Source organism: Burkholderia sp. AW33-5 (genome assembly GCF_053427615.1).
On the sequence record NZ_JBSAXA010000004.1, the window covers coordinates 29,752 to 55,016 of the forward strand.

General features: G+C 68.3%; 27 protein-coding genes. 14 read left to right on the top strand and 13 right to left on the bottom strand.

Going from position 1 to position 25,265, the window contains the following annotated elements; all coding sequences use genetic code 11:
• Window positions 1-155 precede the first annotated feature (155 nt).
• A complete protein-coding gene (locus ACV22V_RS09910) occupies window positions 156-1,559 on the top strand; it encodes an MBL fold metallo-hydrolase RNA specificity domain-containing protein (protein WP_448013692.1) in 1,404 nt (467 codons plus the stop codon).
• 72 nt (window positions 1,560-1,631) lie between these two features.
• Here ACV22V_RS09910 and ACV22V_RS09915 read toward each other — a convergent pair whose 3' ends face one another.
• From ACV22V_RS09915 to ACV22V_RS09935, 5 genes are read right to left on the bottom strand one after another with little or no spacing between them, the layout of a single operon-like run.
• Window positions 1,632-2,672, bottom strand: coding sequence for a zinc-dependent alcohol dehydrogenase family protein (locus tag ACV22V_RS09915; protein WP_059700878.1), 1,041 nt, complete (start codon window positions 2,670-2,672; stop codon window positions 1,632-1,634).
• Window positions 2,669-3,700 carry a bifunctional enoyl-CoA hydratase/phosphate acetyltransferase gene (locus ACV22V_RS09920; protein WP_448013693.1) on the bottom strand — a complete coding sequence of 344 codons (1,032 nt, stop codon included), beginning with the start codon at window positions 3,698-3,700 and terminating at the stop codon, window positions 2,669-2,671. Before ACV22V_RS09920 ends, ACV22V_RS09915 begins: the two co-directional genes overlap by 4 nt.
• A complete protein-coding gene (locus ACV22V_RS09925) occupies window positions 3,697-5,523 on the bottom strand; it encodes a PHA/PHB synthase family protein (protein ID WP_448013694.1) in 1,827 nt (608 codons plus the stop codon). Before ACV22V_RS09925 ends, ACV22V_RS09920 begins: the two co-directional genes overlap by 4 nt.
• Window positions 5,520-6,266, bottom strand: a complete 747-nt coding sequence (locus ACV22V_RS09930) for a beta-ketoacyl-ACP reductase (RefSeq protein ID WP_059693087.1) — start codon at window positions 6,264-6,266, stop codon at window positions 5,520-5,522. Before ACV22V_RS09930 ends, ACV22V_RS09925 begins: the two co-directional genes overlap by 4 nt.
• Window positions 6,256-6,786 carry a hypothetical protein gene (locus ACV22V_RS09935; protein ID WP_059693085.1) on the bottom strand — a complete coding sequence of 177 codons (531 nt, stop codon included), beginning with the start codon at window positions 6,784-6,786 and terminating at the stop codon, window positions 6,256-6,258. Before ACV22V_RS09935 ends, ACV22V_RS09930 begins: the two co-directional genes overlap by 11 nt.
• A 190-nt stretch (window positions 6,787-6,976) precedes the next feature.
• Here ACV22V_RS09935 and ACV22V_RS09940 point away from each other — a divergent pair, with 190 nt between their 5' ends.
• The 4 genes from ACV22V_RS09940 (at window position 6,977) to ACV22V_RS09955 (ending at window position 10,430) form a co-directional block, all read left to right on the top strand.
• Window positions 6,977-7,816: a universal stress protein gene (locus ACV22V_RS09940; RefSeq protein WP_448013695.1), complete on the top strand. Its 840-nt coding sequence runs from the start codon at window positions 6,977-6,979 to the stop codon at window positions 7,814-7,816.
• Window positions 7,817-7,824: 8 nt separating this feature from the next.
• Window positions 7,825-9,027, top strand: a complete 1,203-nt coding sequence (locus ACV22V_RS09945; RefSeq protein ID WP_448013696.1) for an acetate/propionate family kinase — start codon at window positions 7,825-7,827, stop codon at window positions 9,025-9,027.
• A gap of 69 nt (window positions 9,028-9,096) precedes the next feature.
• On the top strand, window positions 9,097-9,600 hold the full coding sequence (locus ACV22V_RS09950) for a universal stress protein (protein WP_448013697.1): 504 nt from the start codon (window positions 9,097-9,099) through the stop codon (window positions 9,598-9,600).
• Complete coding sequence (locus ACV22V_RS09955) at window positions 9,597-10,430, top strand: universal stress protein (RefSeq protein ID WP_059452445.1); 834 nt, start codon at window positions 9,597-9,599, stop codon at window positions 10,428-10,430. The genes ACV22V_RS09950 and ACV22V_RS09955 overlap by 4 nt, the downstream gene beginning before the upstream one ends.
• 50 nt (window positions 10,431-10,480) lie before the next feature.
• Here ACV22V_RS09955 and ACV22V_RS09960 read toward each other — a convergent pair whose 3' ends face one another.
• Complete coding sequence (locus ACV22V_RS09960; protein ID WP_059452444.1) at window positions 10,481-10,951, bottom strand: universal stress protein; 471 nt, start codon at window positions 10,949-10,951, stop codon at window positions 10,481-10,483.
• 247 nt (window positions 10,952-11,198) lie between these two features.
• Here ACV22V_RS09960 and ACV22V_RS09965 point away from each other — a divergent pair, with 247 nt between their 5' ends.
• The 3 genes from ACV22V_RS09965 to fnr all read left to right on the top strand — a co-directional run bounded on the left by ACV22V_RS09965 (window position 11,199) and on the right by fnr (window position 15,022).
• Window positions 11,199-13,193: a PAS domain S-box protein gene (locus ACV22V_RS09965; RefSeq protein ID WP_059693081.1), complete on the top strand. Its 1,995-nt coding sequence runs from the start codon at window positions 11,199-11,201 to the stop codon at window positions 13,191-13,193.
• Window positions 13,190-13,837, top strand: coding sequence for a response regulator (locus ACV22V_RS09970; protein WP_448013698.1), 648 nt, complete (start codon window positions 13,190-13,192; stop codon window positions 13,835-13,837). Before ACV22V_RS09965 ends, ACV22V_RS09970 begins: the two co-directional genes overlap by 4 nt.
• Before the next feature lie 411 nt (window positions 13,838-14,248).
• Window positions 14,249-15,022 (top strand): fumarate/nitrate reduction transcriptional regulator Fnr, encoded by a 774-nt coding sequence (gene fnr / locus ACV22V_RS09975; protein ID WP_223960486.1) that lies wholly within the window; start codon window positions 14,249-14,251, stop codon window positions 15,020-15,022.
• A 25-nt stretch (window positions 15,023-15,047) separates the two neighbouring features.
• On the opposite strand, the gene ACV22V_RS09980 is transcribed toward fnr, so the two are convergent.
• Window positions 15,048-16,037 (bottom strand): zinc-dependent alcohol dehydrogenase family protein, encoded by a 990-nt coding sequence (locus tag ACV22V_RS09980; RefSeq protein ID WP_059452440.1) that lies wholly within the window; start codon window positions 16,035-16,037, stop codon window positions 15,048-15,050.
• 172 nt (window positions 16,038-16,209) lie between these two features.
• On the opposite strand from ACV22V_RS09980, the gene ACV22V_RS09985 reads away from it, so the two are divergent.
• From ACV22V_RS09985 to ACV22V_RS10005, 5 genes are all read left to right on the top strand, one after another.
• Window positions 16,210-17,217 carry an Acg family FMN-binding oxidoreductase gene (locus tag ACV22V_RS09985; protein WP_448013699.1) on the top strand — a complete coding sequence of 336 codons (1,008 nt, stop codon included), beginning with the start codon at window positions 16,210-16,212 and terminating at the stop codon, window positions 17,215-17,217.
• A 19-nt stretch (window positions 17,218-17,236) separates the two neighbouring features.
• Window positions 17,237-17,572: a c-type cytochrome gene (locus ACV22V_RS09990; protein WP_448013700.1), complete on the top strand. Its 336-nt coding sequence runs from the start codon at window positions 17,237-17,239 to the stop codon at window positions 17,570-17,572.
• Between the two features lie 22 nt (window positions 17,573-17,594).
• Complete coding sequence (locus ACV22V_RS09995; RefSeq protein ID WP_448013701.1) at window positions 17,595-18,623, top strand: LOG family protein; 1,029 nt, start codon at window positions 17,595-17,597, stop codon at window positions 18,621-18,623.
• A 140-nt stretch (window positions 18,624-18,763) separates the two neighbouring features.
• Complete coding sequence (locus tag ACV22V_RS10000; RefSeq protein ID WP_059536654.1) at window positions 18,764-18,997, top strand: hypothetical protein; 234 nt, start codon at window positions 18,764-18,766, stop codon at window positions 18,995-18,997.
• A 164-nt stretch (window positions 18,998-19,161) separates the two neighbouring features.
• On the top strand, window positions 19,162-20,919 hold the full coding sequence (locus ACV22V_RS10005) for a SulP family inorganic anion transporter (protein WP_059536658.1): 1,758 nt from the start codon (window positions 19,162-19,164) through the stop codon (window positions 20,917-20,919).
• Window positions 20,920-21,007: 88 nt separating this feature from the next.
• Here the strand turns inward: ACV22V_RS10005 and ACV22V_RS10010 are convergent, their stop codons facing one another.
• Window positions 21,008-21,247: a hypothetical protein gene (locus ACV22V_RS10010; RefSeq protein WP_059536661.1), complete on the bottom strand. Its 240-nt coding sequence runs from the start codon at window positions 21,245-21,247 to the stop codon at window positions 21,008-21,010.
• Window positions 21,248-21,295: 48 nt separating this feature from the next.
• Window positions 21,296-21,946, bottom strand: coding sequence for a BON domain-containing protein (locus tag ACV22V_RS10015; RefSeq protein WP_059452433.1), 651 nt, complete (start codon window positions 21,944-21,946; stop codon window positions 21,296-21,298).
• Window positions 21,947-22,176: 230 nt separating this feature from the next.
• On the opposite strand from ACV22V_RS10015, the gene ACV22V_RS10020 reads away from it, so the two are divergent.
• Window positions 22,177-22,842 (top strand): nitroreductase family protein, encoded by a 666-nt coding sequence (locus tag ACV22V_RS10020; protein ID WP_448013702.1) that lies wholly within the window; start codon window positions 22,177-22,179, stop codon window positions 22,840-22,842.
• Between the two features lie 105 nt (window positions 22,843-22,947).
• Here the strand turns inward: ACV22V_RS10020 and ACV22V_RS10025 are convergent, their stop codons facing one another.
• From ACV22V_RS10025 to ACV22V_RS10040, 4 genes are all read right to left on the bottom strand, one after another.
• The gene (locus ACV22V_RS10025; protein ID WP_223960479.1) at window positions 22,948-23,382 is read right to left on the bottom strand and encodes an Hsp20/alpha crystallin family protein; all 435 of its coding nucleotides are present in this window, start codon (window positions 23,380-23,382) and stop codon (window positions 22,948-22,950) included.
• A gap of 177 nt (window positions 23,383-23,559) precedes the next feature.
• Entirely contained in the window at window positions 23,560-23,835 is a 276-nt protein-coding gene (locus tag ACV22V_RS10030; RefSeq protein WP_448013703.1) for a DUF1488 domain-containing protein, read from the bottom strand.
• Between the two features lie 41 nt (window positions 23,836-23,876).
• Window positions 23,877-24,350 (bottom strand): universal stress protein, encoded by a 474-nt coding sequence (locus ACV22V_RS10035; protein WP_059536668.1) that lies wholly within the window; start codon window positions 24,348-24,350, stop codon window positions 23,877-23,879.
• 202 nt (window positions 24,351-24,552) lie between these two features.
• On the bottom strand, window positions 24,553-24,993 hold the full coding sequence (locus ACV22V_RS10040) for a hypothetical protein (RefSeq protein ID WP_059701027.1): 441 nt from the start codon (window positions 24,991-24,993) through the stop codon (window positions 24,553-24,555).
• Between the last annotated feature and the right edge of the window lie 272 nt (window positions 24,994-25,265).

Here is a 25,265-nt window from a genome sequence, read left to right on the forward strand (position 1 = left end):
GTGGCCCGAGGTTGATCGTCGTCAAACCGCACGCCGTCCGGGAATCTCGCCCGGCCGGCATGGCGATCCCGCAATCCCTGATTTCGGTCAACCGCCGCTTGCGCGTTCGGGATGTAATCGACTTACTGTTCCGTCGACTCCCGATGAGGCAATACATGAAACTGACATTTCTCGGCGCGACCGAAACGGTGACCGGCTCGAAGTATCTGATCGAGCACGGCAGCCGGCGCGTCCTGGTCGATTGCGGTCTGTTCCAGGGGACCAAGAACCTGCGGCTGCGCAACTGGCGAGCGCTGCCGTTCGCGCCCGACACGCTGGACGCGGTCGTGCTCACGCACGCGCATGTCGATCACACCGGCTATCTTCCGGTGCTGGTGCGCGAAGGCTATCGCGGGCCGGTGTACTGCACGGCGGCCACGGCCGAACTCTGCGACATCATGCTGCGCGACAGCGCGCGGCTGCAGGAGGAGGAAGCCGATTTCGCGAACCGGCACGGTTACTCGAAGCATCATCCGGCGCAACCGCTCTACACGCTGGACGACGCCCAGCGCGCGCTGCGCCTGCTGAAGCCGGTCGCCTTCGACGAATGCACGTCGCTGGTCGGCAACCTGTCGTTCCGCCTGCTGCCGGCCGGGCACATCCTCGGCGCGGCGAGCGTCGTGATGCACTGGGATCACAAGGTGCTCGCGTTCTCGGGCGATCTGGGCCGGTATCACGACCCGATCATGCAGCCGCCGCGCCCGCCCGCGCATGCGGACTATCTGGTCGTGGAATCGACATACGGCGACCGGCTGCATCCGACGTCGGATCCCGAAGCCGAACTGGCCGCAATGTTCGACAAGACCTTCGCGCGCGGCGGTGTCGTCGTGATGCCCTGCTTCACCGTGGGCCGCGCGCAGGAAATCCTGCATTACATCGCGCGGCTGAAGGCGTCCGGCCGCATGGCGCGCGTCCCGGTGTTCCTCGACAGCCCGATGGCAACCGACGTGACCGAGATCTATCGTCACCATATCCTCGAGCACCGCCTGACCGTCTCGGAGGCGAACGCGCTCGGCCACGCGGCGACGATGATCCGGTCGGTGGACCAGTCGAAGGCGATCGCCGACCACCACGGCCCGATGGTCATCATCGCCGGCAGCGGCATGGCGACGGGCGGGCGCGTGCTGCATCACCTGACCCGCTACGCGCCCGATGCGCGCAACACGATCGCGCTGGTCGGCTACCAGGCCGCGGGCACGCGCGGGGCGGCACTGGCCGCGCACGAGCCGACGGTGAAGATTCACGGCGAGTACGTCCGCGTGCGCGCTCAGGTCGAGATGATCACGACGCTGTCGGCCCATGGCGACTACGAAGAGATTCTGAAGTGGCTCGGCACGATGCAGTGCCCGCCCGCGCGGACGTTCGTCACGCATGGCGAACCCGCTGCCGCGGATGCGATGCGCCGGCGCATCGCCGAGCGCCTGCACTGGCGGTGCGAGGTGCCGACCTACGAGCAGTGCGTCGATCTGGACGAGGTTGAATCGAACGACACGCCGGAACCCGCCGCGCTGTCGTCCTGACTGCGGGCGAAACGCCCGCCGCGCGTGACGGGAGGCGGCGGCGCCCGATTCCCGTCACGCGCGGCCCGGCGATCAGCCGACTTCGATGATGACCTTCAACGCGTTGGTTTGCGCGGCGCGCCCGAACGTGTCGTACGCGCGTTCCACGTCGTCGAGCGAGAACCGGTGCGTGATCAGGCGCGCCGGATCGAGGCGCCCGGCGCCCACGGTTTTCAGCAGCATCGGCGTGCTGACCGTGTCGACGAGCCGCGTCGTGATCGAGATGTTGCGATCCCACAGCTTCTCGAGGTGCAGGTCGGCCTTGACGCCGTGCACGCCGACGTTCGCGACGACCCCGCCGGGCGCCACGAGCGACGTGCACATCTCGAACGTCGCCGGAATGCCGACCGCTTCGATCGCGCAATCCACGCCCACGCCGTCGGTCAGCTTCATGACTTCCGCCACCGGGTCGCCATCGCGACCGTCGAAGCAGTCGGTCGCGCCGAAACGCCGCGCGACCTCGAGCCGGTTGCTGTCCGGATCGATCATGATGATCCGCGCGGGCGAATAGAACTGCGCGGTCAGCAACGCGGCCAGCCCGATCGGGCCGGCGCCGACGATCGCGACCGAGCATCCCGGCTGCACCTTGCCGTTCAGCACGCCGCATTCGAATCCGGTCGGCAGGATGTCGGACAGCATCACGAGCGCGTCCTCGTCCGCGCCGGCCGGGATCCGGTACAGGCTGGTCGGCGCATGCGGGATGCGCACGAACTCGGCCTGCGTGCCGTCGATCCGGTTGCCGAGGATCCAGCCGCCGGTCGTGCAATGCGAATAGATTCCGCGGCGGCAGTATTCGCAGCGGCCGCACGACGAGATGCACGAAATCAGCACGTGATCGCCCGGCTTCAGCGAATCGACCGCGGCGCCGACCTGCTCGACGATCCCCACGCCTTCATGGCCCAGAATGCGGCCCGGTTCGCACGTCGGCACGTCGCCCTTGAGGATGTGCAGATCGGTGCCGCAGATCGTCGTGCGCGTCACGCGGACGATCGCGTCGGTGGGCGACTGCAATTCCGGTTTGGGCCGCCGCTCGAGCGCCTTGCGCCCGGGGCCGTGGTAAACGAGTGCTTTCATCGCGATTCCTCCATCGAAAGGGGGGCCTGTTCAGGCATCGGGGCGGTGTCGTGCCGGACCTGCGCCAGCAACACCGCGAGCGCACAGGAGGCGACGCGGACGGCGACGCCGTCGGCGCGGCTCGTCAGCACGATCGGCACGCGCGCGCCCACGACGACGCCCGCGTTCGCGGCACCGCCCAGGTATTCGAGCTGCTTCGCGAGCATGTTGCCCGCTTCGATATCGGGCACGACCAGGATGTCGGCACGGCCGGCGACCGGCGAATCGATCCCCTTCTCGCGCGCGGCCCGCTGCGATATCGCGTTGTCGAACGCGAGCGGGCCGTCGACGACCGCTCCCGTGATCTGCCCGCGCTCGGCCATCTTCGCCAGGGCCGCCGCGTCGAGCGTCGAACGCATCGCCGGATTGACGGTCTCGACCGCGCACAGCACGGCCACGCGCGGGCAGGCAACGCCCAGCGCATGCGCGACGTCGATCGCGTTCTGCGTGATGGCCGCCTTCTGCGCGAGATCCGGCGCGATATTGACGGCCGCGTCGGTCAGCAGGAACGGGCGCGGATAGGCGGGCGCCTCGATCAGGAAACAGTGAGACATGCGTTTGTCCGTGCGCAGGCCCGATTCCGCGGCGACGACCGCCCCCATCAGCTCGTCCGTATGCAGGCTGCCCTTCATCAGCGCGCCGGCGCGGCCCGACGCCGCGAGCTCCACCGCCCGGGCCGCCGCCGCGTGGCTGTGCGGCACGTCCTCGATCGTCCATTTCGCCAGATCGACGCCCGCCTCGTCCGCCACGCGCGACACCTTCGCGCGCGGCGCGACGATCAGCGGCTCGATCGACGCGCCCAGCGGCGACGCATCGAGTGCGGCAAGCGCGACGAGACTGGCCGCGTCGCACGGATGCACGACGGCCATCGTCAGCGGCGGCGCATGACGCGCACGCGCGATCAGCTCGGGCAGTTCGCCGTCCGCGCGCGGCAACAGGCCGGGCAGGCGCGCGCCGACGGACACATCCGAATGCAGGTTCATGTTCATGTCTCGAGCACGTAGGTTCCGGGTGCCGCGCCGAAACCGGCGGCCGGCACGCGTGCCGGCACGTCGCCCGACGAATGCGCGCGCAACCAGTCGCGCCAGCACGTCCACCACGATCCGTCGACCGCAGGCGTTTCGCTCACGAAGTCGTGCCGGCTCCGGTAAGGCGCGCCATGCTCGCGCGTCGCGCAGCGATAGTGGCGCCCCGGATGCCCGGGCTCGGACACGATGCCGGCATTGTGGCCGCCGGAGGTCAGCACGAACGTCAGCGCATGGTGCGTGAGCAGATGCAGCTTGTAGACGGAACGCCAGGGCGACACGTGATCGCGTTCGGTTCCGACCACGAACGTCGGCACGTCGATATCCGACAGCGCGACCGGTCGCCCGTCGACGCAGTAGCGGCCGGCCGCGAGATCGTTGTCGAGGAAAAGCCGCGTCAGGTATTCCGTATGCATCCGGTACGGCATGCGCGTGGTGTCCTCGTTCCACGACATCAGGTCGTTCGGCTTGGTGCGCGTGCCGAGCAGGTATTCGCTCATCATGCGCGACCAGATCAGGTCGCGCGCGTTCAGCAGCTGGAACGCGGCGGACATCTGCGCGCCGTCCAGATAGCCCTGCCGCCACATCAGCGCGTCGAGCGCGGACAGTTCGCTCGCGTCGATGAAGAGGCCGAGTTCGCCGGGTTCGCTGAAATCGGTCTGGGCCGCCAGCAACGTGACGGACCGCAATGCGTCGTGCTGCCGCCCGTCGCGCGCGAGCGCCGCCGCGCCGATCGCCAGCAGCGTGCCGCCGAGGCAGTAGCCGACCGCGTGGACGGCTTCGCCGCAGATCGACCGGACGGCGTCGAGCGCCGCCATGCACCCGTCGCGCAGGTAATCGTCGAGCCCGAGCTCGCGCGCCTCCGCGCCCGGGTTGCGCCACGACACGGCAAACACCGTGTAGCCGGCATCGACCAGGAAGCGGATCAGCGAATCGTGCGGCTGCAGGTCGAGGATGTAGTACTTCATGATCCACGACGGCACGATCAGGATCGGCTCGCGCGCCACGGCGGGCGTCGCCGGGTCGTATTGCAGCAGCTCGCACAACGCGTTGCGCCATACGACGCGGCCCGGCGTGATCGCCACGTCGCGTCCCGGCAGATAGCCGTGCGTGTCGCGGGCGCGCGTGCCGCTCGTGCGATCGAGCAATGCGCTCGCGTCGTCCAGCCAGTGCCGGAAGCCTGCCGCGAGATTCGCGCCGCCGCTGCGCATCGTCGCGTCGAGCACGACCGGGTTGGTCGCCAGGAAATTGCCCGGCGAGCACGCGTCGAGCCACTGTCGCGCGATGAATCCGACCAGCTCCTCGTGGTGCCGTTCGACGCCCGGCACGTCGCGCGTCGCGTCGCGCCACCAGCGCTGGATCGACAGGAAGCCGTCGCGATACGCGCGAAACGGCCAGCCGGACCACGCGGGCGCGGCGAAGCGCGGATCGGCCTGCCCCGCGTGCACGGCCAGGCCGCTCGTGTCGGCCGCGTTGGGCTCGCCCTCGCTCTCGCCCTGGCTGGCGGCCGGTGCGGCGGCAGCCAGCCACGCCTGCGTCGCGAGCTCGAAACATTTGCCCGGCGACACGGCCAGATGCGCGCCCCAGTCGAGCACGGCCAGCGCCATCGACACGGGCGACAGCCCGAAGGTCATCGCGGCCACATTCGCATGCGCGGCGCGGTTCCATTGTTCGGCGGGCGACGTACGGGCCGGCGTGCATTCGGCCGCGCGCGACGCCGGTTCGCTCGTACTCGTTGGCCGCATCGTTTCGTGCCCGATCGGCAAGCGCATGACGGATGCTTTCATCGCATGTGCATGCCGCCGTTGACGTCGAATTCCGCGCCGGTCGCGAACGCCCCCGCGTCGGAACACAGGAAGGCGACGAGCTCGGCGATTTCGCCGGGATTGCCGAGGCGGCCGACCGGAATCTGCGGCAGGATCTTCGTGTCGAGCACTTCCTTCGGCACCGTCTCGAGCATCGCGGTCGCCAGGTAGCCGGGCGCAACCGTGTTGACCGTGATGCCGTGGCGCGCGAGCTCGAGCGCCAGCGTCTTCGTGAAGCCGTGGATGCCGGCCTTCGCGGCCGCGTAATTCGCCTGCCCGTAGGCGCCGCGCGTACCGTTCACCGAGCCGACGTTCACGATCCGCCCGAAGCCGGCCGCGATCATGCCGGGCACGAACGGCTTCGTCATGTTGAACATGCCGTCGAGGTTGGTGCGCAGCACCGCATCCCACATGCTCTTGGTCATCTTCACGAAGGTGGCGTCGTGCGTGATCCCGGCGTTGTTGACGAGCACGTCGACATGCCCGAATTCGGCCAGCACGCGCGCCGCGCAGTGCTGGCACGAATCGTAGTCGGCGACGTCGACCTCGAACGCGTGGAACGTCCTGCCCGCCTCGCGTTCGTGCGTCAGCCACGTCGCGACGTGGTCGTTGCCTTCCGTGTGCGACACCGCCACCGTCATGCCGGCATCGTGCAGGCGCCGGCTGATCGCGGCGCCAAGGCCACCCATTCCGCCCGTGACGAACGCGACGCGGTCAGCGCACATGGTCGTTCTCCCGTGCGCCGGTCGTGCCATTCAGGCGGCGGGGGGAAACCGGCGCCCCTTCGCTCGCGTCCTCGATCCCGTGCTCCAGTGCCGTCATCCATTCCGCCCACGGCATGCTGGCTTCGTTGACCACGGCCAGTCGCTCCAGATCGGGCAGCCAGTCGGTCTGATAACGCGACAGCGCGCCTGCGCCGTATTCGCGCGCCCAGGTGCGCCATGCGCCGGCGCTCTCGTATTGCGCACGCATGCACAGCTCGGTCGCATCCTGCCAGATCGCGACGCTCGCCATCGCGTAGTCGCGCATCACCTGCCGGGTCGCCTCGCCGAAGGCCGTCCACTCCTTCGTATCCGCGAGCGCCTGCTGCAGGTGACGGACCGCGTCGCGGTCGCGCTCGATGCGCCGCCCCGCCAGCGCATGCCATTCGTGCTGCCAGTCGCGGTTCAGCGCGACCATGCGCAGCGCGAGATCGCAGCCCGCGCGGCAGACGTCATTCGGTGTCGTCAAAGCGTACGTACTCATCGGCTTTCCTCTTTCGATCCGGTCAATGGGTTGGCATTCCGCCTCATGCCGCCTGCCCGGGATCGGCATCGCGACCGCTTCACTGTGCGGGCATCGCGCAAGGGAGCCGTTGATCTGAGTCAAGTACGCGGAAACCCTGCTCCGTAGACTGGATTGCACTGGCGGTTCCCCCGTCGATGGAGCGATTCCGATGAGCTACAAGAGCATAGTCGTGCACCTCGATTCGAGCGCCCGCGCGCATTCGCGGCTCGAATTCGCGTTGCGTCTCGCCCGGCGCTTCGGTGCGCATCTGACCGGCCTGTACGCGGTCTACACGCCGGAACCGCATTCGTTCTACGTGATGGCCGGGTCCGCCGATTACTTCCGTGAGCACCGCGAACAGCGCGACGAACGGCTCGCGGCCCTGGAACGCCTGTTCCATGCGGAGACGGCCCGCGCGAAAGTGCAGGCCGCATGGGTGTGTGCCGACGATCGCGCGAACCTGGCCGTGCCGCGCGCCGCCCGCCTCGCGGACCTCGTGATCGCGGGCCAGAGCGACCCGAACGATCCCGAGACCTTCATCGACGACCAGTTTCCGGAAAACCTCGTGCTGTCCGCCGGTCGCCCGGTGCTGTTCATGCCGTACGCCGGCGAATTCCCGTCGATCGGCGAACGGGTGTTCGTCGCGTGGGACGGCAGCCGGGAAGCGGCCCGCGCCGCGCACGACGCGATCCCCTTTCTCGAACACGCGAAGCGCACGACGGTCGCCGCCGTGATCGACGGCGATTCGGAAGCGGCAACCACGCGCATTCCGGCCGCCGATGCCGCGCTGATGCTGGCGCGCCATGCACGCGACGTGAACGTGCTCGACATCGATGCGGGCGCCGGCTCGGCGATCGGCGACACGTTGCTGTCGCGCGCTTATGAAACGGGTTCCGATCTGCTCGTGATGGGCGCCTACGGCCATCCGCGCTGGCGCGAGCTGGTGATGGGCGGCGCCACGCGCACGGTGCTGGCGTCGATGACGCTGCCCGTGCTGATGTCGCACTGAGCCGGCCGATGCGTACGCTCGCGCTGCTCGTCGTCAATGCCGGTTCATCGAGCGTCAAGTTCTCGATCTTCGCGTATCCGCCGCACGGCGATCCCGTGCGGCGGCCGTTGCACGACGGCGAAGCGGTCGCGGCCGGCAACAGCGTGTCGATCCGCTTCGACGCCGAGCCGGACGCTTCGCTGCCGCTCGGCACGGACGACGATCCCTACCGCGCCGTGCTCGCGCAGATCGCGACGTGGATCCGCGTGAAGTTGCCGCATGTCGCGCTGGGCGCGATCGCGCACCGCGTCGTGCACGGCGGCGCGCGATACGTGGAGCCGGTGGTCGTCGACGACGACGTGCTGGACGCGCTGCGCACGCTGACGCCGCTGGCGCCGTTGCATCAGCCGCACAGCCTGGATGCGATCGACGCGCTGCGCGACGCGTTTCCGGACGTCCCGCAGATCGCCGTGTTCGACACGGCGTTTCATCGCACGCTGCCGCGCGTCGAGCAGCTGCTGCCGTTGCCGCACACGTGGTTCGACCAGGGCGTGCGCCGCTACGGGTTCCATGGCCTGTCGTACGAATATCTGTCGGTCGCCCTCGCCGAATCGTTCGGCGAGCGTGCGCATGGCCGCGTGATCGCCGCCCATCTCGGCAGCGGCGCGAGCCTGTGCGCGCTGCGCGACTGCCGCAGCGTCGCGACGACCATGGGCTTCTCCGCGCTCGACGGATTGATGATGAGCACGCGCTGCGGAACGCTCGACCCCGGCGTCGTCCTGCACCTGCTCGACGTCGACAAGCTGTCCGGCGACGCACTGGGACACATGCTGTATCACGAGTCCGGTCTCAAGGGCGTGTCGGGGGTATCCGGCGATCCGCGCGTGCTGCTCGCGCGCGAAGCGGCCGGCGACGCGCCGGCCCGCGACGCGCTGGCGCTGTACGTCCATCGCATCGTGCGCGAGACCGGCGCGCTGACCGCGCTGCTCGGCGGCCTCGACATGCTCGTCTTCACCGCCGGCATCGGCGAACACTCGGCGGAATTGCGCGCGCGGATCTGCGCGTCGCTCGGCTGGCTCGGCGTCGCGCTCGACGCGCGCGCGAATGCGGCCCATGCGCATGTGGTGTCGTGCGCGTCGAGCGCGGTCGCGGTGGTCGTCGAGCCGACCAACGAAGCGTGGGTCGCGGCGCGCGCCGCGGTGCGCGTGCTGCGCGGCAACCGCGACGGTTGATCCAGATCAGCGCACTCGGCGTGCGCGCGCCGATGATGATTGCATCAACATCCGTTCAAGGGAATCGTCATGTACTCGAACATTCTGGTTGCGCTCGACGGCAGCGATACGTCGTCCCGCGCACTCGACGCCGCGCTGAATCTCGCGTCGGAGACGGGTGCACGGCTGACCCCCGTCTATGTCGTCGATTTCCTGGTGCCGGCCTACGACACGTACGGATACGACCCGTCGATCCTGATCGATGCGTTCCGCGAGGAAGGGCTGCGCGTCACGGAGGACGCGGCGAAACGCATGAAGGCGCGTGACGTGGCCGGCACGCCGCGGATTTCCAATGTCGCGCCGACGGGTCAAGACGTCGCGCAACACATCGTCGCGCTCGCCGGCGAGATCAAGGCCGACCTGATCGTGATGGGCACGCACGGCCGGCGCGGCTTCCAGCGCCTCTTCCTCGGCAGCGTGGCCGAGCGCGTGCTGCGTCAGGCCACGTGCCCGGTCCTGATGATTCCGGCGAGCTGCGCCGCGAAGGCGTCCGCCGAGACCACCGCGGCATCAACCGAAAAGGAGCCGTCATGAGCTACAAGACCCTGCTCGTCCATCTCGACGACAGCGAGCGCTGTGCGACGCGCGTCGACCTCGCGCTCGAACTCGCGGGACGCTGGAACGCCCATCTGATCGGCCTCTACGTGGTTTGCCAGGACCTCTTCGAGCCGTTGCGTCGGCCCGACGAACCGCTGAAGCTGGCCGTCTACGAACGCCTGTGCGACCAGCGGCGCAAGGAAGCGGAAGAAAGATTCCTGATCGCCGCCGAGCGCGCCGGGCGCAGCGTCGAATGGCAGGCGCCGACCGGCAACGCGACCGAGGCCGCGGTACTGCACGCGCGCCACGCCGATCTGCTGGTGCTCGGCCAGGAAAATCCCGACGACCGCCTGACCTACGTCGCACGTCATTTCGTCGAGGACGTCGTGATGGGCAGCGGACGCCCGGCGCTCGTCGTGCCCTACGCGGGCGACGTGCGAACGCTCGGCGAGAACGTGCTGATCGGCTGGGACGGCGGTCGCGAAGCCGCTCGCGTGATGGCCGACGCCCTGCCGCTGCTCGCCCGCGCACGCTTCGTCAACGTCGAGACGGTCAGCCGCGGGCAACCCGATCCGGACAAGACGCCGGCGGGCGTCGACGTCGCCGCGTATCTCGAACGGCACGGCATTCGCGCGTCGTTCTCGACCACGCCGCGCCAACGGTCGGTGAGCGTGGGCGCGACGCTGCTGAACCGGGTGACCGACCTGCACGCGGATCTGCTGGTGATGGGCCTGTACAGCCATGCGCGCATGCACGAACGCGTGCTCGGCGGTGCCACCCGCACGATCCTCGAAACGATGACGGTGCCGGTCCTGCTGTCTCACTGAGCGAGCGAAAACGGGCAGCCGCTTGCGGCTGCCCGCCTCTGGTCACCCCCTCACAGCACGCCGGCACACGCGCCCGGACCTTCGCGTACGACCAGCACCGGCCGGTCCGCGATGCGCACCAGCGATTCGGCGACGCTGCCGAGCAACGCACGGCGCACGCCGCGCCGGCCATGCGTGCCCATCACGATCAGGTCCGCATCGCATTCGGCGGCGGCTCGCGCGAGCACGTCCGAGATGTCCTCTCCGCACGCGTCGATCGTTTGCGCGACGCCGCGTACGCCGGACAGCTGGAACGCGGTTTCCGCGTCCGAGACCGCGATCGCGGCCTTGTCCGCGTCCAGGCCTGCCGGGTCGCGCTGGTCGATATAGCCGCTGTCGACGTCGGCCAGCCGCGGCGCATCCGATACCACGCACATGGCGATGACCAGGCTGCCCGACTCGCGGGCGAGCGAAATCGCCTCGTCGAGCGCGAGCCGCGCACCGCGGCTGCCGTCGAGTGCCGCAAAGATCCTTTGGTACATGGCGCCTCCCTGCCGTCGTCCCGGTTCGATCGGTTCCTGAAACGAGTCTGATCCCGGCGGGCGCCGTTCCGTTGACACGGGTCAAACACGCACGGCGCCGCCCGTGCGCATCGGTCCCGATTGGCGAACCTCGGTAAACCGCGCACAATCAGGGCGATATTGCAGTTGCGGCCCGCCCCGCTGTTCGTGCCTCGCGTCCGGCCCGCCGCCAGCCAGCCACCGACGAAGTCCGTCAGGATGAACGGCAATGACAACGAATTCGCCCCCCTCCAGGGCCGGGCCGGCGTCGCACCGGATCCGGCCCGCGCGATATGCAGCCATGGCCGCGCTGCTGACGCTGGCGCTTGGCCTGACTGCAACGTTTGCGGCGTCCCGGGCACTGCAGAACGGGGCACAGCACGCCGCGCAGGCGAGGTTCGAGCAAACCGCGACACTCGCGACGGCCGACCTTCGGCGCACGCTCCTCGGCGCGGCTGCCGTTTTGCGCGGCGCGCACGGCTTCGCGTCGACGCTGCCCGCGCCGCAATCCGGGGCTGCGTGGCGCCGCTATCTCGCCAGTCTCAATCTGGACGGATTGCAGTCGCCGGTCCGCAGTCTCGGGAGAATCGAGCCGAGCGCGGCGGAGGACAATCAAGCGACCCGGCAGGCACTTCAGCGCGCGGCGGAAACCGGCAAGGTCACGCTCGCCGCGAACGCGTTCCAGGACAGCACCGATGCGGCAATTGCCCGGACGGAGCTGACGCTGTACCTGCCGATTTATGCGAACGCTGAAGACATTGCTTCGTCCGGGTCGCGGCACGCTACGGCCACCGGGTACGTATATGCCGCGCTGAATCCGGACCGCCTCGTCGATGCGTCCGTTCTCGATCGGTTGCACCTGGAAATCACGGCCGACAATCCGGCCGCGCCGGTGTATTCCGGCGGCTTGCGCGCCGGCGACTCGACCGCAGCCGGCGACATGCTCCAGCGCACCGATTCGCTGACGTTCGGCGGCACGCCGCTCTCGCTGCGCTACAGCGCACCGCGCGTCGACACCTCCGGCGTCATGCTGGCCGTCCTGCTGGCCGGCACCGTGCTTTCGCTGATGCTGGCCGCACTCGTGCGGCAGGCCGTCGCGAAACGCGGGCTCGCCGATACGCCCGCCGGCGACAGCCAGCCCACCGAGGCGCGGATGATGGGCATCATCCGGTCGTCGATGGAGGCCATCATCACCGTCGACGAAAGCCAGACGATCGTGATCTTCAACCCGGCCGCCGAGCACGTGTTCGGCGTCTCCGCGATGGAGGCGGTCGGCGCGCCGCTGTCCCGTTTCATCCCCGAGCGCTTCCGCGCCGCGCATGCGCGACACGTCGAGCAATTCGGCGTGACGGGCGTGTCGGAGCGCCAGATGGGACGGCAACGCGTGCTGTTCGGCTTGCGCGGCGACGGCACCGAATTTCCGATCGAGGCGTCGATCTCGCAGATTCGCGACGGCACCGGCAAGCTGTACACCGTCATGCTGCGCGACGTGACCGAGCGGATGCGCGCGGAAAACGCCCTCAAGCAGTCGCGCGAGGAACTGCGCGACCTGTCCGCCAACCTGCAGAACGTGCGCGAGGAAGAGAAGACGCGCATCGCCCGCGAGTTGCACGACGACCTCGGCCAGCAACTCACCGCGCTCAAGATGGATCTCTCCGCCGTTGAGCTGGGGCTCCGTGGTGTCGTCGCCCCCAACACCGGCGTGCGCGAGCAGCTGGGCGGCATGCATCGCCTGATCGATTCGATCGTTGCGTCCGTCCGGCGCATCGCGGCCGATCTGCGGCCGGTGATGCTCGACGACCTGGGCCTCGTCCCGGCGATCGAATGGCTTGCAAACGATTTCACGCGCCGCTACCGGATCACGGTCGACCGGGACATCGCGCCCGTCGACACCGCGTTCACCGGCACCGGCGCGACCACGCTGTTCCGCATCGTGCAAGAGGCGCTGACCAACGTCGCGCGACACTCGGACGCGACGAACGTGACGCTGGCATTGAAAGTGGAAGACGGATATTGCATGCTGCGCATCGCGGACAACGGTCACGGCGCGCCCGAGCACGCCGGCAATGTGCAGGACCGGCCGTCGTTCGGCCTGATCGGCATCCGCGAGCGCGCGCACATGCTCGAAGGTACGGTGACGATCGACAACCGGCCGGGCACGGGATTCACGATCACCGTGGCGCTGCCGCTTCACGCCATCCAGCAAGGAGATGTGCTTTCATGATCAGGGTACTCATCGCCGACGATCACGCACTCGTCAGGGACGGTCTTCGACACATCCTGAAGAGCGCGAGCGGTTTCGAGGTCGTCGGGGAAGCGCAGGACAGCGCCTCGACGATCGCGCTCATACGCGACACCGACGCCAGCGTGCTGGTGCTCGATCTGTCGATGCCCGGCCGCAACGGTGTCGAACTCATCAAGCAGATCAAGGACGAGAAGCCGGGATTGCATATCCTCGTGCTGACGATGCATGCCGAGCAACAGTACGCGGTGCGTGCCTTCCGCGCGGGCGCGTCGGGCTACATGACCAAGGAAAGTGCCAGCGCCGAACTGGTCGCCGCATTGACCAAGATCGCGGCGGGCGGCGTCTACGTCAGCCTGACCATGGCCGAGCAGTTCGCGCAGAGTCTGAACGAGCCGACCGATCTTCTCCCGCACCAGCGCCTGTCCGACCGCGAATTCGACGTCTTCCGGCGCGTCACCACCGGCGAGTCGATCTCCGAAATCGCGCAGGCGCTCTGCGTCAGCGTCAAGACCGTCAGCACGTACAAGACGCGGATCCTCGAGAAGATGCAGTTGCCGAACGACACGGCGCTCGTGCGCTACGCGATGCGCCACAAGCTGTTCGAGGACCCGGACGAACTGTGACGGCGGCGTCGGGCAGCATCGCGCCCGGTCTTGATGTCCCGACTCGTTGACGACGGTCAGGCGGGCGCGGCGCCCGCCCTCGGCGGCCGGCGCATGGCGGCGACGTTTGCGACAAGTTGCCGCGCCTCTGTAGGAAACCCCCTACAAGACTTCCCTCACACCTACTCCAACTTCAATTCCGGCTGATTTTCTTGACGTTGCGCAACATCCATACTGCACATCAAGAAAAACGAACCAGCGTGCCTCCCGGAGCCAAGGCAGCATCATCGACGAGACCGGTGTATCGGTCTCCCGCAGCGTCCGGTGGGGCTTTCCCGACAGGAAGGCGGCAGACACCAAGGCCGCCGGTACAACGGTCAGCGCGCCCGCGCCCGACGGCGAACCGCAGCTGCCCCCGAACTGGAGCCGATCATGCACAGCAGTGCCGAAGTCTCGACGACCATGCCGTTACGCCCGTTCATCCCGCTGCATCCCGTCGAACCGACGGATCAGCCCAAGCGCGCCGCGTCCCGCTGTTCGACCTGCGCATTGCGTACCGTCTGCATGCCGTCCGATCTTTCCCCCGAGGATTTCGCGCGCGTCGACGCGATGATCTGCACGACGCGCCACGTCCGGCGCGGCGAAACGCTGTTTCGGGCGGGCGACGCATTCAACAGCATCTATGCAGTGAGAACCGGATCGTTCAAGACCATCGTGATGCATCGCGACGGCGACGAGCAGATCACCGGCTTCCAGATCGTCGGCGAATCGCTCGGCCTCGACGGCGTGCACACCGGGCACCACAACGGCGACGCGATCGCGCTCGAGGACAGCACGGTCTGCATCATCCCGTTCGGCCAGCTCGAGCAGATGTGCCGCGAAGTGCGGCCGATGCAGCATCACGTGTATCAGATGATGGGCGGCGAGATCGTGCGCGAATCCTCGCAGATGCTGCTGCTCGGCACGATGAGCGCCGAGCAGCGCGTGGCCGCGTTCCTGCTGAATCTTTCCGCCCGCTTCAAGGCGCGCGGCTACTCGGCCGCGGAATTCGTGCTGCGGATGACGCGCGACGAGATCGGCGAATATCTCGGCATGAAGCTCGAAACGGTCAGCCGCATGCTGTCGAAGTTCCAGCACAAGGGGCTCGTCGCGGCGCAGGGCAAGCAGATCCGGATCGTCGATTCGGACGGCCTGCGGCAGATCTGAGCGCGCCGCGAAGCCGTCGAGCGGATCAACCGCGCATGCCCAGCACGGCGGCGCCCGATATGCGCCCGCCGCGCAGGTCGTCGAGTGCGCGGTTCGCATCAGTCAGCGCGTAGCGCACCGCCTCGACCCGCAGCGGCGTCGCGGCGGCGATCCGCATGAATTCGACCGCGTCCGCACGCGTCAGGTTGGCCACCGACGCGATGCGGCGCTCGCCCCACAACCACGCGTACGGAAAGCCCGGGATGTCGCTCATGTGAATGCCGCCGCACACGACGATCCCGCCTTTGTCGACCGCACGCAGCGCGGCCGGCACCAGTGCGCCCACCGGCGCGAAAATCAGCGCGGCATCGAGCGGCTCCGGCGGTGCTTCGTCGCTGCCGCCGGCCCACGCGGCGCCCAGCGATAGCGCGAGCTGCTGCGCCGCCGTGTCGCCGGGCTTCGTCAGCGCGAACACCTTGCGTCCTTCGAAATGCGCGACCTGCGCGACGAGATGGGCCGCCGCGCCGAAACCGTAGATGCCGATGCGGCGCGCGTCGCCCGCCATGCGCAAGGTTCGATAGCCGATCAGGCCGGCGCACAGGAGCGGCGCGGCCTCCAGATCGGAATAGCGTTGCGGCAGATGCACGCAATAGCGGTGATCGGCGACCGCGCACTCGGCGTAGCCGCCGTCGATCGTATAGCCGGTGAATCCGGGGCTGTCGCACAGATTCTCGCGGCCGGACGCGCAGTACGCGCAATGCCCGCACGTCGAGCCCAACCAGGGGACGCCCACCCGATCGCCCACGGCGAAGCCCGTCACGCCTTCGCCCAGCCGGCGCACCGTTCCGACGATTTCGTGCCCTGGAATCAGCGGCAGCTTCGGGTGCGCGAGCTCGCCGTCGACGACGTGCAGATCGGTCCGGCATACGCCGCATGCGTGTACGTCGATCAGCAGCTGGCCCGCCGCGGGCGACGGATCCGGCACGCGGGCTTCGCGCAATTGCGGTGTCGTGCCGTCAAACATCATCGCAAGCATGCTCGTCTCCCTGCGCGACGGGTGTCGCGCGCTTCGCTTCCAAGGCTAGTCGCCCGGCCCCGCCCGCGGTTGGCCCGATGACGGGCGCTTGACGTGCGTCAACGGCCGCCGGACGGTTGCTGACACGATGAAGTGGCGAGACGCCGCCCGCGCGGCAACCTGGAGATGATCGATGATATCCGTTCCCCCGCTTGCCGCAAGCGCCCATCCCGACCAGCAGTTGAGGGAGTTGCTGGGCTATGCGGTGCTGGCTCCGTCCAGCCACAATTCCCAGCCGTGGCGCTTCCTGGTCAACGGCGCAACGATTTCCGTGTGCGCGGACCGCGTTCGCGCGTTGCCCGTGGTCGATCCGTTCGATCGCGAACTGATCATCAGCTGCGGCGCGGCGTTGCTCAACCTGCGCGTCGCGCTCGATCACGCCGGGCTGGCCCACACGATCAGCACGTTTCCTTCCGAAGTCGACCCCGATCTCCTTGCGACGGTCCGGGTCTGCGACGACGGCTATTCCGATGCGTCGCTCGGCGCGCTGTTCGATGCGATTCCGGATCGCGTCACGACGCGCGCCCCGTTCGAATCGACGGCCGTGCCCGACGAAATCCAGCATGAACTGATCGCGGCCGGCGTCGCGGAAGGCGCCGACGTCGCGTGCGTCGACTCGATCGCGCATCGCGCACGTGTCGCGGAGCTGGTCGCCGAGGCCGACCGCCAGCAGTTCTCGGACCCGCGCTTCCGGCGCGAGCTGGCGAGCTGGATCGATCCGCGCCGGCATGTCGACGGCATGCCCGCCTTCGCGGCCGGCGTGCCGACGTTGCTGGACTTCGCCGCGCCCGTCGTGACGATGGCGGTACGGACCTTCGATCTGGGCAACGGGCTGGCCGCGCTGCATCACCAGCTCGTCGGCGCATCGCCGTTGATCGTGTGCATCGCGACCGTGCGCGACGATCGCGAAGCGTGGCTCGCCGCCGGCCAGGCGCTGGAGCGCATCCTGCTCGTCGCGACGCGCGCGGGCTATACCGCGTCGTACCTGAACCAGCCGATCGAGACGGCCGGGTTGCGTGCGCATTTGCGCCACATGATCGGGCTGCGCGGCGAGCCGCAGTTGCTGCTGCGCGTCGGGCGCGGTCCGCATACGCCGCATTCGCCGCGTCGCCCGCTCGACGAAGTGGTCTCCTTCTCCTGATCTCGACAAGGAAACGAACATGAGCATCATGCGTTGCGCCGCCCTCTGCGCGATTGCGCTGGCAGCCGGCACGGCCGCCGCGCAGACGACCGTGCCCGAGCCGACCGAACTCGTCAACGCGCAGCACTGCATGTTCTGTCATACGCCGGACATGACGTTCCTCGGGCCGTCGTTTCACGAGATCGCCGAACGCTATCGCGGCGATCCGCATGCCGCCGCGGAGCTGGAACGCAAGCTGCGCGTCGGCGGCCGTGTGCATTGGGGCGACACGCCGATGCCGTCGGCCATCGATCGCGGCGGGCCGCTGTCTCGCGACGACGCGCATCTGCTCGTGCAATGGGTGTTGAGCCAGTGACCGTCGCGCGGCGCTTCCATTGATGTCGACACCCGTCAAACGCGCTTCCGCCGGCACGGCAAAAGGCGCCGCACGCCGCCGTCCCGCCCCCGTCGCGACGATCGCGAAGGCGCGCGGCAAACGGCTGCGCGCGCGGCCCGATGCCATCATCCGCCAGGACGGCGTCAAGGCCATCCCGCGCCGTGCGCGGCGCGTCACCCAAAGCCCGAACCGCCCCCCGGCCGACGACGATGCGGCCCTTCTGCGGGGTTCCGGCATGCGCGGCATCCGGCTGCAATTCGATTACTGGAAAGCCGAGGAGCGCCTGCAGAACGAACGGATCGGCCACGCGGTCGTGATCTACGGCAGCACGCGTATCGTCGCGCCATCGGTCGCCAACGCGCGGCTGGATGAGGCCAATCGCCTGCTCGCGGAGCGTCCGTACGACCCGAGCCGTCGGCGCGCCGTCACGATCGCCAGCCGGCTCGTCGAATACAGCGTGTATTACCGCGTCGCGCGCGAGTTCGGCCGCATCGTCGCCCATGCCGACCGGTGCACACGCACCGCGCGGCTCGCTATCGTCACCGGCGGCGGCCCCGGCATCATGGAAGCCGCCAACCGCGGCGCCTACGAGCGCGGCGCCCCGAGCATCGGCTTCAATATCGAGTTGCCGCGCGAACAGGCGCCGAATCCGTACATCACGCCGGATCTCCACTTCCGGTTCCACTATTTCGCGATCCGCAAGCTGCATCTGCTCGAACGCGCGAAAGCGGCCGTCTTCTTCCCCGGCGGCTACGGCACGTTCGACGAGTTGTTCGAGGTGCTGACCCTGCTGCAAACGCGCAAGATCGCACCGCTGCCGGTCATCCTCGTCGGCGAGGCGTACTGGCGCCGCGCGGTCGACCTGGCGTTTCTCGCGGACGAAGGGATGATCGACCGCCGCGATCTGGAACTGTTCACGTATTGCGAATCGGCCGCGGCGATCTGGCACGCGATCGGAAGCTGGTACGCGCGGCGCCGGGAACGCGCGCCGGCGCGCTGCAAGACGCCGGCAAAGCCACGCACGGTGTAGGAATCCGCCGACGAAGCGGGCGCGATTCCTACCGCGACTTCGGGACCGGCTGATTGAATCGGGGGCGCGCGGCAACGATACTGGAATCACGGATACCGGCCCACCGGCACACCGATCGCACAACAACCAGGAGAGACGTCATGTCACACGCCGACTATCGTTCCGATTCGGGGATGCGGGCCGCCACATCCGACACGTCCGACCCCGCCGCGCTCGACACGGTGGCACTCGTCGCGCTCGCCCGAGACGCCGGCATGCTGGTGATACTCGACGGGCAGATCGGGCGCGAGCGGTACGAAAGCGTGACCGGATCGATCGCCACGCTGGCCCGCTTCGCGCAGGCGTTGCAGCTTTCCACGGTCAAGGTCGCGTGATGCCTGGCGTGGTGGCGTCGAGCCTCGGTAGCCGTCGCCGGCGCGACGGCCCCTGTCGCTGCGCGGTTTCGCGCATCCATGCGGGGGTGGCCACATTCCGATGAACGCCCGCCTGTCGGGACAGGGCAACCCTTTCGTCCCGACCTTTCAGCGATGAAGCCGCGATGAACCGCCCGCTATCCGGACGGATCGTCCGCATGCTCCCGGGCGTCGCGCTGCTCACGCACTATCGGCACGCGTGGCTTTCTCGCGACCTCTACGCGGGGCTCGCGCTTTCCGCCGTCCTGGTGCCAGTCGGCATGAGTTATGCGCAGGCAGCCGGACTGCCCGCCATCACGGGCCTCTATGCGTCGATCGCTGCATTGCTCGCCTATGCGCTGCTCGGCCCGAGCCGGATCCTCGTTCTCGGCCCGGATTCCGCGCTGGCTGCCCTGATCGCGGGCGCCATCGCCCCGCTCGCCGCCCATGATCCGCAGCGCGCAATCGCGCTTTCCGGCGCGCTGGCGCTGTCCGCCGGCGCGATCTGCATCCTGCTCGGCGCGCTTGGCCTCGGCTTCGTCACCGATTTGCTGTCGCGCCCGATCCAGTACGGTTACCTGAACGGCATCGCCATCGCGCTCGTGGTCGGTCGGCTGCCCGAACTGTTCGGCATGCCGGTGTCGGGCAACGACGTGTTTTCCAGCGTGACGCGCATCGCGCATGCCTTCGTCGACGGCCGTTTTTCCCTCTCGGCCGGTCTGCTCGGCGTCGCGGTGCTGGCGTCCATATTCCTGATCAAACGCGTGACGCCGCGCTGGCCCGCGATATTGATCGCCGTGCTGGCGGCCACGCTCGTCGCTCGCCTGTCGCCGTTGCACGGCGTCGCGACGGTCGGCGCGTTGCCGGCCGGCTTGCCTGTCCCGCGCCTGCCGGCCGTCTCGCTGGCCGACGTGGGTGCACTCGCATCCGGCGCGATCGCGGTGGCGCTGGTGTCGTTCGCCGACATCAGCATGCTGTCGCGCGCGCTTTCCGCACGGGCGGGCGACGCGCCGGACCGCAACCAGGAACTGATCGCACTGGGCGCGGCCAATCTGCTCGCCGGCGTGACGCAGGGCTGCGCGGTCAGCAGCAGCGCGTCCCGCACGCCGGTCGCGATCGCCGCGGGCGCGCAAAGCCAGGTCACGAATGTCGTCGCGGCCGCGTGCATCGCGATTCTGCTCGTTGCCGCGCCGATGCTGCTCACGTTCGTCCCGCGCACGGCACTGGCCGCTGTCGTGATCTATGCGGCGTTCGGCATCGCCGACGTGCGCGGCGTCGTGCGGCTATATCGGATGCGCCGCGGCGAATGCCTGATTTCGATGCTGTGTTTCGCCGGCGTGATCGCCATGGGCGTCGTACCCGGCATCCTGCTGGCCAGCGCGCTGTCGCTGCTGTCGTTCGTCTGGCGGGCCTGGCATCCGTACGACGCGGTGCTGGGCCGGCTGACGGGCGTGCGCGGCTATCACGACGTCGCGCGGCATCCTGAAGCCGAGCAAACACCGGGGCTCGTGCTGTTTCGCTGGGACGCGCCGCTCTTCTACGCGAACGTCGAGATCTTCTGCGAGCATCTGGACGCCGCGATCGCACGCGCGGCGGGCCCGGTCACGCGCGTCGTGGTCGCCGCCGAGCCCGTCACCGACATCGACGTCAGCGCCGCGGATCGGCTCGTGGCGCTGCACGAGGAACTCGGGGAACGCGGCATCGCGATGAATTTCGCGGAGATGAAGGGGCCGGTGAAGGATCGCCTGCGCGCCTACGGTTTGTTCGACGTGTTCGGCGCGGCCAGCTTCTTTCCGACCGTGACCGACGCGGTTGCCCGTCACGTCCGGCGGCCGGAACAACATGCGCGTGCGTGCAAGAAAAAGCGTGCGCGGCGTTGGCGCGTCTCGCACAAGACGCGGTAGACGACCGCGGCACGCATCGGCGCGGGGATCGCCGTACCGCGCATCGCGACGGGACCGGTGCCTTCGCCGGTCTGCCCCGTCAACCGGTTCAGACCGTGAAGGTATTCGACTTCTTCATCTCGATCCACGTCATCCCGGCGCGCAGCGCGTCGATCGCGGCTTCGCGCTCGGTTGCATGCGTCCTGCAGTGCGAAAACGTCCGCTCGCAAATGCCGTCCGGCGATTTGAGCGTGACGTGGATCCGGCAGTGGAAGCCGCCGGATTCGGCCGCGATCGTCTCGATCGCGACCGACCAGTCCGCTTCGTGAAGTTCGCCCGAAAGTGTCATCCGACTGCCCTCCTGAATCGCCGTGGACTGCCCATCCGGCTGCCGGACTTACTCGACCACCAGGTCGTCGACGACGGCACGCACACCGCGCGCGGACCACGCGGCACCGCGCACGGCCTTGCGCTCGGAGAACGAGCCGACCTTGCCGGACAGCCGCACGGTGCCGTCGTGCACGTCGATCGCGATGTGCTTCGCCTCGCGCTCCGCGTGACGCATGATCGCGCGCTTGATGTTCCCGCCGATGTCGTCCGCACCGACCGTCCCCTGCACCGCGATGTGGTCGGTCACGCCGGTCACGCTGCGCATCTGCGAGATCGCGCGCACGGCCAGGTGGCTCTGGTACGCCCAGTCGACCTTGCCGGACAACGTGATCCAGCCGCGTTCGACCTGCACCTTGACCGCGTCGTCATGCAGCCCGACCGTCCAGTGCAGCACCGAGCGCACCGCTTTGGCGATGTCTTCGTCGGTGCGCACGTCGTCGTCCGGCAGATGCACGGTCATGTCCACGACGAGCGCCTTGACACCGGCCACGCGGTTCGCCGCGCGCTCGATCGCCAGCTTCTCCGCGTAGCTCGGCGGGTGCCCCGAAAGCGTCACGATCCGGTCGGTCACCTCGACGCCGATGCGCGTCGAATCGATCGACGGGTCGGACTCCAGTTCGTCCTGGACATCCTGCTTCAACTGCTTGTCGGTTTTCATCGTCTGCTCTCCTGTGAGCCGCGGCGTGCCTGTCCGCCGCACATAGCCAGATTTGCACACGCGCGGCGGCCGGGCGCTGATGCAGGTCAACGGATGCCGCGCGCCGCACGTCGTGGCCGGCCGGTGCGCCGCTTGACGGAAGTCAAGCCGCGACGGACCGGCCGTCTTATCGTGAAATCGCCGATGCGCGACGCTCCCGGCACGCGCAATCACGCTTCAAGGAGACTCGAATGACCGAACAGCAGCTGTTGACCTATTCGCCGGCGCCCGTGATGCAGCCGGCGTCGCCCGAGGGCGAGTCGCCGGCGATCGTCGACCTGCCGCGCCCGATGCTCGACAACGACGTGCCGCTGATGGCGGCGCTCGCGACCCGAATGAGCTCCCGCGAATTCGCCGCCACACCGCTCCCGCCGATGACGCTCGGCACGATGCTGTGGGCGGCCGACGGCATCAACCGTCCGGCGAGCGGCGGCCGGACGGCGCCGTCCGCGCACGCATTCAATGAAATCGACATCTACGTCGCGCTGCCCTACGGCGTCTATCGCTACGATGCGTCCGCGCACCGGCTCGTGCTGAAACACGCGGTCGATGCGCGCAACCTCACGGGCTATCAGGATTTCGTCGGCCGCGCGCCGCTGGATCTCGTCTACGTCGTCCGGACGGCCGCGATACTCGACATGCCGCCGCAGCAGCGCGACGTGTTCTCGGCGATCGCGGCGGGCGCCATCGCGCAGAACGTTTCGCTGTATTGCGCGGCGGCCGGCCTCGGATCGGTCGTGCGCGGCTGGATCAATCACCGCACGCTCGCCGACGCGTTGCGACTGAACGAGGACGAGCTGCCAATCCTCGCGCAGACGGTCGGCTATCGGCCCGGCAGTACGCCATCGCATGCGTGACGCGCAGATTCGATCGCGCCAACGACATGGCGCGCGGATCGCTCCGCGCGCCGGATCCTCCCGATGGGCGATGCGTGCCTGCATCGCCCGTTGCCCGCCGTCCGATCAGCTGATCGTGAGTTTCTTCTGGCCGACCGGCGCCTTCTTCGGCAGCGTCAGCGACAGCACGCCATCCTGATACGTCGCCGTCGCGTTGGCATCGTCGATGTCGCCGGACAGCGAGAACGAGCGGCTGATCGCACCGCTGTAGCGCTCGCGCCGGATCACGCGCTCGCCGTCCTTCTGTTCGCTTTTGCGCTCGATCTTCGCGTTGATCGAGACGGTGTTCCCCGTCACCTGGACGTCGATGTCGTCCTTTGCGACGCCCGGCAGTTCCGCGTTGACGGTGTACGCCTTGTCGTTTTCGGTGACGTCGATCTTCATCGACGCAAGATTGGGCTCGTCTGCCAGCGCCATGCCGCGCAGCGGCCTGAACAGCCCCTGGAACAGGTCGGATACGGGTTCGATCGAAAACGGATCGTAACGCGTCATGTTGCTCATGGTTCGTACTCCTCATACGGTGACAGACGACCGGCGCTTTCGTCCCGACAGCATCGGCCGCAATGAAGATCGGATGGCGCGACACCACATGCCGCGCATGGGACGAATGATCTTTAGGAATCCAGCGTACCCGCACGCCCCTGCACGCGCTTGATGCGCGTCAAGGGCGGCGGCCGATCACGTACAGAACCGGAAATGGCCGCTGTGCAGCAGGATCGGCCGTCCGCCGATTTCCTCGAGCAGGGAGCGGGCCGCGCGCTCGATGGCGGGCCGATGGCGCGCGAAGGCGGCGACGAGATCCTGCTCGCGAGGCGACGCCGCGCGGAAGTGATCTTCCAGCGCCGCCGAGGTGATCGCGCAGCGCACGCGGCGCCCTTCGACGAGCGCCGGAAAGCTCAGCGCGGAATCGAGGTCGCAATACGTCGGATGTTCGGAAGGAAACGATATCTGCATGATGATCACCTGGGCGGATGGCGCACTGGCCGGCAGCGACACTAGGCCACCGCGACCGTGGCGGGTGAGGTATCCTCGCCGCGCACGAGCAGGACCGGGCAACTCGATGCGCGAAGGAAGCGTTCAGCGACGCTGCCGAGCACCAGCCGCCGGACACCGCGCCGACCGTGCGTGCCGATCACGGCCAGATCGATCGCATGATCGACGACGTAGCGCTGCAGGCGCTCCGCGACGTCCTGGCCGAATTCGGTCTCGATGACTTCCGTCTCGCCGTTGACGGCCGCGCGCGAGATCGTCCGGTCGGCGTCTCGCAGGATCGCGGCGCCATGGCGCCGGATCTCGTCGAGCAAGGCTTCCGGCTCCATGCGGCCGCCGTAGACGAACAGCGTGGATTTGTCGACGACGAACACGGCAAACAGGCGGGCGCCGCATAACCTGGCCATCCTGAGACCTTCGTCGAGCGCCCGATTCGCCGAAGGACTGCCGTCCGTGGCAACCATGATATTCGTGTACATGCGAACCTCGCTGATGAACCGACGCGCCGGCGGCGTTCGGATTCGCTTCCATCATCGGTGCTTGCCGCGAGCAGGCGTTGACGGAGGTCAACGGTTCGGGGCCGCTACGAAACCGGCGCGAGAAGAAACCGCGGCCGTTGGCCGGCATCCGGCCGACCGGGAAACGAGACGCCGCATTGCCGAGAACTGACGGCATTCGCCGTTAGCTCGGCGGGTTCTCGTCCGACCGGAAACCTTGCTCGATATCGAGGATCTTCCGGGCGCACACATCGTATTGCCATCCCGGGCCGCCGTTGCTGTCATACATGCCCTTGCACATCGCCTTGAGCCGGATCACCGAGCCGCCGCCGCCCGATTCCGCGCGTGACGCCCAGAGATAGACTTCTCCGGCCAGATACGGCTGCGCCGTTTCGATCCGGTCCGTACCGAGTCGCGTGATTCGGGTCGACGAATGATCCTGGACGTAGCGCCGCGTGCGGCTCCACGCCCGGTCGCAGTCGGACGGCGTCGAACACTGCAACGTTGCGGCCTGACGCATCGCAAGCAGGCGTGTTTCCATCGCCCTGAAGGTCTCGGTTCGCTCTGCCCCGGCACATGCGCCCAGCGCGAGGAGCACGCTCATCGCCAACGCCCGTTGTTTCATCGTCAATGCCTCGCCAGGCCGTGAATGCCGCACATGGTTACGCGCGGCTTCGCGCCGACGCTGCAATCGACTGTATGGCCGCCCCGGCGAATGCGGTTGACCTGCGTCAAGCGCCCTCTCGCGCGGCGCGCTTGACTGGCATCAACTCGGAAAACGCCTTGGTCGGTTGCAATAAGATCCGTCGAGTCGGCCATTCCCGGCCTGCCAGCCGGATCAGGCGACATCGGGCAGACGAGAACGTGCAAGCTCGTCTCGAATCCAACCCGCCGGGT

Coding starts and splice junctions, on each gene's coding strand:
- ACV22V_RS09925 (WP_448013694.1), bottom strand. CDS start 5,523: ATGAAAGCATCCGTCATGCGCTTGCCGATCGGGCACGAAACGATGCGG.
- ACV22V_RS10020 (WP_448013702.1), top strand. CDS start 22,177: ATGACCGAACAGCAGCTGTTGACCTATTCGCCGGCGCCCGTGATGCAG.
- ACV22V_RS09985 (WP_448013699.1), top strand. CDS start 16,210: ATGATATCCGTTCCCCCGCTTGCCGCAAGCGCCCATCCCGACCAGCAG.
- ACV22V_RS10000 (WP_059536654.1), top strand. CDS start 18,764: ATGTCACACGCCGACTATCGTTCCGATTCGGGGATGCGGGCCGCCACA.
- ACV22V_RS09980 (WP_059452440.1), bottom strand. CDS start 16,037: ATGCTTGCGATGATGTTTGACGGCACGACACCGCAATTGCGCGAAGCC.
- ACV22V_RS09960 (WP_059452444.1), bottom strand. CDS start 10,951: ATGTACCAAAGGATCTTTGCGGCACTCGACGGCAGCCGCGGTGCGCGG.
- ACV22V_RS09955 (WP_059452445.1), top strand. CDS start 9,597: ATGAGCTACAAGACCCTGCTCGTCCATCTCGACGACAGCGAGCGCTGT.
- ACV22V_RS09935 (WP_059693085.1), bottom strand. CDS start 6,786: ATGAGTACGTACGCTTTGACGACACCGAATGACGTCTGCCGCGCGGGC.
- ACV22V_RS09995 (WP_448013701.1), top strand. CDS start 17,595: ATGTCGACACCCGTCAAACGCGCTTCCGCCGGCACGGCAAAAGGCGCC.
- ACV22V_RS10040 (WP_059701027.1), bottom strand. CDS start 24,993: ATGAAACAACGGGCGTTGGCGATGAGCGTGCTCCTCGCGCTGGGCGCA.
- ACV22V_RS09965 (WP_059693081.1), top strand. CDS start 11,199: ATGACAACGAATTCGCCCCCCTCCAGGGCCGGGCCGGCGTCGCACCGG.
- ACV22V_RS09920 (WP_448013693.1), bottom strand. CDS start 3,700: ATGAACATGAACCTGCATTCGGATGTGTCCGTCGGCGCGCGCCTGCCC.
- ACV22V_RS09915 (WP_059700878.1), bottom strand. CDS start 2,672: ATGAAAGCACTCGTTTACCACGGCCCCGGGCGCAAGGCGCTCGAGCGG.
- ACV22V_RS09940 (WP_448013695.1), top strand. CDS start 6,977: ATGAGCTACAAGAGCATAGTCGTGCACCTCGATTCGAGCGCCCGCGCG.
- ACV22V_RS10035 (WP_059536668.1), bottom strand. CDS start 24,350: ATGTACACGAATATCATGGTTGCCACGGACGGCAGTCCTTCGGCGAAT.
- ACV22V_RS09930 (WP_059693087.1), bottom strand. CDS start 6,266: ATGTGCGCTGACCGCGTCGCGTTCGTCACGGGCGGAATGGGTGGCCTT.
- ACV22V_RS10025 (WP_223960479.1), bottom strand. CDS start 23,382: ATGAGCAACATGACGCGTTACGATCCGTTTTCGATCGAACCCGTATCC.
- ACV22V_RS10030 (WP_448013703.1), bottom strand. CDS start 23,835: ATGCAGATATCGTTTCCTTCCGAACATCCGACGTATTGCGACCTCGAT.
- ACV22V_RS09950 (WP_448013697.1), top strand. CDS start 9,097: ATGTACTCGAACATTCTGGTTGCGCTCGACGGCAGCGATACGTCGTCC.
- ACV22V_RS09910 (WP_448013692.1), top strand. CDS start 156: ATGAAACTGACATTTCTCGGCGCGACCGAAACGGTGACCGGCTCGAAG.
- ACV22V_RS09990 (WP_448013700.1), top strand. CDS start 17,237: ATGAGCATCATGCGTTGCGCCGCCCTCTGCGCGATTGCGCTGGCAGCC.
- ACV22V_RS10015 (WP_059452433.1), bottom strand. CDS start 21,946: ATGAAAACCGACAAGCAGTTGAAGCAGGATGTCCAGGACGAACTGGAG.
- ACV22V_RS10010 (WP_059536661.1), bottom strand. CDS start 21,247: ATGACACTTTCGGGCGAACTTCACGAAGCGGACTGGTCGGTCGCGATC.
- ACV22V_RS09945 (WP_448013696.1), top strand. CDS start 7,825: ATGCGTACGCTCGCGCTGCTCGTCGTCAATGCCGGTTCATCGAGCGTC.
- ACV22V_RS10005 (WP_059536658.1), top strand. CDS start 19,162: ATGAACCGCCCGCTATCCGGACGGATCGTCCGCATGCTCCCGGGCGTC.
- fnr (WP_223960486.1), top strand. CDS start 14,249: ATGCACAGCAGTGCCGAAGTCTCGACGACCATGCCGTTACGCCCGTTC.
- ACV22V_RS09970 (WP_448013698.1), top strand. CDS start 13,190: ATGATCAGGGTACTCATCGCCGACGATCACGCACTCGTCAGGGACGGT.